General features: G+C 66.1%; 5 protein-coding genes. All 5 read right to left on the reverse strand.

Going from position 1 to position 5,588, the window contains the following annotated elements:
• Nucleotides 1-247 precede the first annotated feature (247 nt).
• Complete coding sequence (locus QZ149_RS09880) at nt 248-1,018, reverse strand: CDP-alcohol phosphatidyltransferase family protein (protein ID WP_291451270.1); 771 nt, start codon at nt 1,016-1,018, stop codon at nt 248-250.
• Between the two features lie 413 nt (nt 1,019-1,431).
• Nucleotides 1,432-3,789 carry a phosphoribosylformylglycinamidine synthase subunit PurL gene (gene purL / locus QZ149_RS09885; protein WP_291451271.1) on the reverse strand — a complete coding sequence of 786 codons (2,358 nt, stop codon included), beginning with the start codon at nt 3,787-3,789 and terminating at the stop codon, nt 1,432-1,434.
• Between the two features lie 71 nt (nt 3,790-3,860).
• Nucleotides 3,861-4,568 (reverse strand): phosphoribosylformylglycinamidine synthase subunit PurQ, encoded by a 708-nt coding sequence (purQ, locus tag QZ149_RS09890; RefSeq protein ID WP_291451272.1) that lies wholly within the window; start codon nt 4,566-4,568, stop codon nt 3,861-3,863.
• Entirely contained in the window at nt 4,565-4,846 is a 282-nt protein-coding gene (gene purS / locus QZ149_RS09895; protein WP_291451273.1) for a phosphoribosylformylglycinamidine synthase subunit PurS, read from the reverse strand. Before purS ends, purQ begins: the two co-directional genes overlap by 4 nt.
• A 64-nt stretch (nt 4,847-4,910) precedes the next feature.
• A partial coding sequence (locus tag QZ149_RS09900) for a phosphoribosylaminoimidazolesuccinocarboxamide synthase (protein WP_291451274.1) occupies nt 4,911-5,588 on the reverse strand: 678 nt, incomplete at its 5' end.

Consider the following 5,588-nt stretch of genomic DNA (forward strand, 5'->3'; position numbering starts at 1 on the left):
AGAGCAGAAAAGGTACCATTACCCATGTCGGGGCCTCCCAGCGTTTGAAGTGTCGCAACCTCAATCATCGGGCAGGCCCCGACCCCATGCCAACACCACCCCCCACACCCCAAAATGCGAAGAGCCACTAAACCCACCCAGGCCCTGCCGCCGCCCTCGGGCAGCGCAGACCCCGAGAGCGGATCGCACAACAAACACCCCCGAGCGCGAGGCCCGGGGGTGTTGATCTGTGATCGTGGCGCAAAGACTACTTGTCCTCGCCGGTCGCCGTACGGATGAAGCCGGCGATCAGGAACCAGCCGCCGCCAATGCAGAAGAGGATCAGAGTCCACAGGGGCTGGACCGGGTAGACGACCACCATATACGTACACGCGACGATCCAGGCAGCCGCGCCAATGATGTTGGGGATCTGGAAGCGCTTCACGCGCGCAGGATGCGTGTAGTGCAGCGGCACGAGCGTCATGATCGCCAGGAAGATAGTCGCCGCAATGTTGACCCAGGCGGGGGTCTGGAGCACATACATAACGATTGCGACACAGTTCCACGCCGCGGGGAAGCCCACGAAATAGTTGTCGTTAGATTTTTCGCCGTCGTTCGCGTAGCAGAACAGCGAGGAGACGATGACGACGATCATCATGATGACCGGCATCGGCTGGGCACCAAACGGCAGGTGCAACGCCATGAACAGGGCAGGCAGGAACGTCCACGTCAGGTAGTCGACGAGGTTGTCGACGACTCCGCCATCAAACCACGGGATGACCTCGCGGACGCCGACCTTACGCGCGAAGGTGCCGTCGACGCCGTCCACGATGAGGGCGATGACGAGCCACAGCCACATCATGGGGGTGTCGTTGTCGAGGATCGCGAACAGAGCGAGCGTGGCCCACACGAGGCCAGAGATTGTGAACAGGTGCACCCCCCACGCGGCGATAACGCGGCCGAGGCTGGGTTTCTTGGTCGAAGACGAGGCCGAGGCCGCGTCCTGCTCATGTGTGGCGGTGACGGATTGGTCGGGCACGATGGCTCCTGGTGTTACGGGTTGTTTCCGCTCCACAGTATGCCAAATCTTTGTGAGCATGTGGTAGGTCTTTAGGAAAACTCTCAAGAATTGTATTGCTGCGGGCAACTTATTCTTTGTCATTCCGCGATGAAACAGCATGAAACACGTTCAAGCACAGGCACGATACAAGCCCTCCTGAGGGCATGCTGGCAAGGTTTCAGAACCATAACAATGTGCCGACGGCGCGGTGTGAGACCCGCGGCGGCAGGGCCTGGCCGGGCTTCGAGCCGACGCGCCGAGCCGAAGGCTCGCGGCGCGGACGGCGAGCGGGCGGGCCGCCGTCCACCAGCACCGGCCCCATAAAGCGACACACAGCACAGGGGCGCGGACCCGCAGGCCCGCGCCCCCAGACGCGACAACGCAGACGCAGCTCAGAAGTACGTACGTCCGGTGTCGCTCAGCTCGCGCAGCTCGTCAATCGAGGCGATCCAGCCGCAGCCCTCGCCTTCGGCGGCGAGCAGGTCCACGCCGCTAATCGCGAGCATGTCGCCGCCCGTCGTGCCGATGCGGATGGCATCCACGCCCTCGGCCTCGGCGGCCGCGAACACGGCCTTGACGGCCACCTCGGGCACCGCGACGAAGGCGCGGGCCTGGGACTCGGACAGGAGCATCTCGTGGTCGCCGACGCTGTCGCGGCGGGCGGGCCCGGCCACGTCGAAGACGCCGCCGATGCCGAAGCGCAGCGCGGAGTCGACGAGGGACTGCAGGAGACCACCATTGGACAGGTCGTGTGCGGCGCGCACGAGGGGTCGGCCGTCTGGGCCCTCGGCGGCGCTCAGTGCGCGCACGACGTTACCGAGGGCGACCTCGGCCTTCAGGTCGACCTCGGGCGGCAGGCCACCGAGGTGCGAGCGGGCGATGCGCGCCCACGCGGAGCCGTCGAACTCCTCGCGGGTGATGCCCAGGAGGATGACGGCGAGGCCCTCTTCGGTGAAGCCGGAGGGGTTGGCGCGCGTGACGTCGGGGAGGATGCCGAGCATGCCGATGACGGGCGTCGGGTTGATCGACGAGTTCGGCAGGCCCTTCTCGGTGCCCGACGAGTTGTACAGCGACACATTGCCGCCGGTCACGGGGATCTCGAGTTCGATGCAGCCGTCCGCGAGCGCGGTCATGGCGGTGACCAGCTGCCACATGGCGTCCGTGTCTTCGGGGTTGCCGAAGTTCAGGCAGTCCGTGATGGCGACGGGTTCGGCACCGACGACGGCGACGTTACGGTAGGACTCGGCGAGGGCCTGGCGGGCTCCCGCTGCCGGGTCGAGCTTGGTGTACCAGCCGTTAGCGTCCGTGGAGAGAGCGACACCGAGTCCGCTTTCCTCGTCGATGCGGATGACGCCCGCGTCGTCGGGCTGGGCGAGGGCTGTGTTGCCCTGCACGTAGCGGTCGTATTGGTCGGTTACCCAGGACTTGGAGGCCTGGTTGATGTCGGAGAGCACGGCGCGCATGTCGGCGATGAGTTCTTCGCGCGTGGCGGGACGCGCAAGGTCCTCGGAGGTGGCGGCTTGCAGATCGTCCTGCCAGGCTGGGCGCGCGTAGGGGCGATCATAGACGGGTCCCTCGTGGGCGACTGTCTTCGGGTCGACGTCGACGATACGGTGACCGTAGTGGTCGATGGTGAGGCGACCGTCGCCGGTCAGGTGACCGATGACCGCGGCCTCGACGTCCCACTTGTCGATGATCTCGAAGAAGCGTTCGCGATCCTCGGGGGTCACGATGGCCATCATGCGTTCCTGGGACTCGCTCATGAGGATCTCGCCCGCGGTGAGCGTGGGATCGCGCAGGAGCACATTCTCGAGGTCCACGTGCATGCCGGAGTCGCCGTTGGAGGCCAGCTCGGATGTCGCGCACGAGATACCTGCGGCACCGAGGTCCTGGATACCCTGGACGACGCCGGCCTCGAACAGGTCGAGGCAGCACTCGATGAGGACCTTCTCCATGAAGGGATCGCCCACCTGGACGGAGGGGCGCTTAGCGGGCATGCCGTCTTCGAAGGTCTCGGAGGCGAGGATGGACGCGCCGCCGATGCCGTCGCCGCCGGTGCGCGCGCCGAAGAGGACGACGAGGTTGCCTTCGCCGGTTGCGTTGGCCAGGTGGATGTCGTCGTGGCGCAGCTTGCCGATGCACAGCGCGTTGACGAGGGGGTTGCCCTGGTAGGAGGGGTCGAACTCGGTTTCGCCGCCGATGTTGGGCAGGCCCAGGCAGTTGCCGTAGCCGCCGACGCCGGAGACGACGCCGTGGACGACGCGCGCCGTGTCGGGGTGGTCGACGGCACCGAAGCGCAGCTGGTCCATGACGGCGATCGGGCGGGCACCCATGGAGATGATGTCGCGGACGATGCCGCCCACGCCGGTGGCCGCGCCCTGGTAGGGCTCGACGAAGGACGGGTGGTTGTGCGACTCGACCTTGAAGGTGACGGCCCAGCCGCCGCCGATGTCGACGACGCCGGCGTTCTGACCCATGCCAACGAGGAGGTTCTTCCTCATGGCGTCGGTCGTGCGCGCGCCGAACTGCTCGGCAAGGTGCTTCTTGGAGGACTTGTAGGAGCAGTGCTCGGACCACATGACGGAGTACATGGCCAGCTCGGCGTTGGTGGGTCGGCGTCCGAGGATGTCGCAGATGCGCTGATATTCGTCCTCTTTGAGGCCGAGTTCCTTCCAGGGCATGTCCTGGCCGGGGGTCGCGGCGGCGTTCTCGACGGTGTCGGGCAGCTCGCGAGTGTTTTCGGAGGTCATTCGTGTTTCCATTCGAAAGATCATGGACGAGGCCGAAGCACCCTCACGGGAGAGGGCACAGCGAGGCGTCGTCAGCCGACGAGAGATGCAAGGACGGAACGGAAGATGCCCAGGCCGTCGGTGCCGCCGTGGTGGCTGGCTCCATCGGGTCCGAGGAAGAGCGGGCCGAAGCCAGCCTCGGTCGCGTGCTCGGGGTGGGGCATGAGGCCGACGACGTTGCCCGCAGCGTTGGTGACGCCAGCGATGTCATTGGCACTGCCGTTGGGGTTGACGTCGACGTAGCGGAACACGACGCGGCCTTCGCCCTCGAGTCGTTCAAGCTCGGCGGGCAACGCCTGGAAGTTGCCTTCACCGTTCTTGAGCGGAACGGTGATGGTGTCGCCGACACTGTAGGTACCAGTCCACGCGGTGTCCGCGTTCTCGATGCGCAGCACCTGGTCGCGGCACAGGAACTTCTGATGGTCGTTACGGATGAGCGCGCCGGGCAGCAGGTGGGACTCGCACAGGACCTGGAAGCCGTTGCAGATACCCAGGACGGGCAGACCTCGTCCGGCCTCGCGCACGATCTCGCTCATGACGGGGGCTGTCGCCGCGATCGCGCCGCAGCGCAGGTAATCGCCGTATGAGAAGCCGCCGGGGATCACGACCGCGTCGACGCCGTGCAGGTCGGCGTCCTTGTGCCACAGGGCCACGGCCTCGGCACCCGCGATCTGAACCGCACGGGCGGCATCGCGGTCATCGAGGGTACCCGGGAAGGTGACGACTCCGATGCGGGTCACTGCGCGCCTCCCGCGTAATGGGCGTCGGCCTCGTCAATGGCCTCGACACGCACAACGTCCTCGATGATCGGGTTGGACAGAACCTCTTCGGCGGCCTTGCGGGCCTGGTCCAGGAGCTCGTCGGTGACGGGACCGTCCACGGTCAGGTGGAAGCACTTCCCCTGACGCACGGCCTCAAAGCTCGTGATTCCGAGCCTGGGCAGCGCCGAGCCGACAGCCTTACCCTGCGGATCCAGGATCTCAGGCTTCGGCATCACTTCCACGATGATTCGCCCCACGGCGTTCCTCCTTGTGTTGTTGGTGAGGATCCCGCCGCGCATCTTGCCCGGCGGGCAAGTTTGTTTACAGGATGGGGTCCGACCCGGTGAGTCGGCGGTACGCCTCGACGTAGCGCGCGGCGGTCACGGCAGCCACGGCTTCGGGCAGCGCAGGTGGGTTCTCACCGGACGCGCGGTCCCAGCCGGACTCTTCCGACGTCAGCCAGTCGCGCACGTACTGCTTATCGAAGCTGGGGGTCACTTGGCCCTCCACCCACTGGTCTGCGGGCCAGAAGCGCGAGGAATCGGGCGTAAGGATCTCGTCAGCAAGCACAATTGCGCCGGTCGCCACGTCGATACCGAACTCAAACTTGGTGTCCGCGATGATGATGCCGCGCTCCGCAGCAATGTCGCGCGCCTGACGGTAGAGAGCAATCGACAGGTCGCGGATCGCGGTCGCCAGCTCCTCGCCAATACGCTCAACGGTCTGCTCGAAGGTGATGTTCTCGTCGTGCTCGCCCAGCTCGGCCTTCGCGGCGGGAGTGAAGATCGGTTCCTCAAGACGCGAGGCCTCGGTCAGCCCCTCGGGCAGCTTAATACCGCACACCGTGCCAGACTCGCGATACTCCGCCAGGCCGGATCCCGTCAGGTAGCCGCGCACGACGCACTCGATGGGGATCATGAGCAGGCTGCGACACACGACCGCACGCCCGTCGACCTCGGCGGGAACCTCGAAGCGCGTGGGCTGGGCACCCTCCAGGGC

It is taken from the genome of Actinomyces sp. ICM47 (assembly GCF_905369875.1).
GTDB lineage: Bacteria > Actinomycetota > Actinomycetes > Actinomycetales > Actinomycetaceae > Pauljensenia.

What these genes read in the sequence shown, in the direction of transcription:
- purL (WP_291451271.1), bottom strand. Translation starts at nt 3,789, where the DNA reads ATGACCTCCGAAAACACTCGCGAGCTGCCCGACACCGTCGAGAACGCC.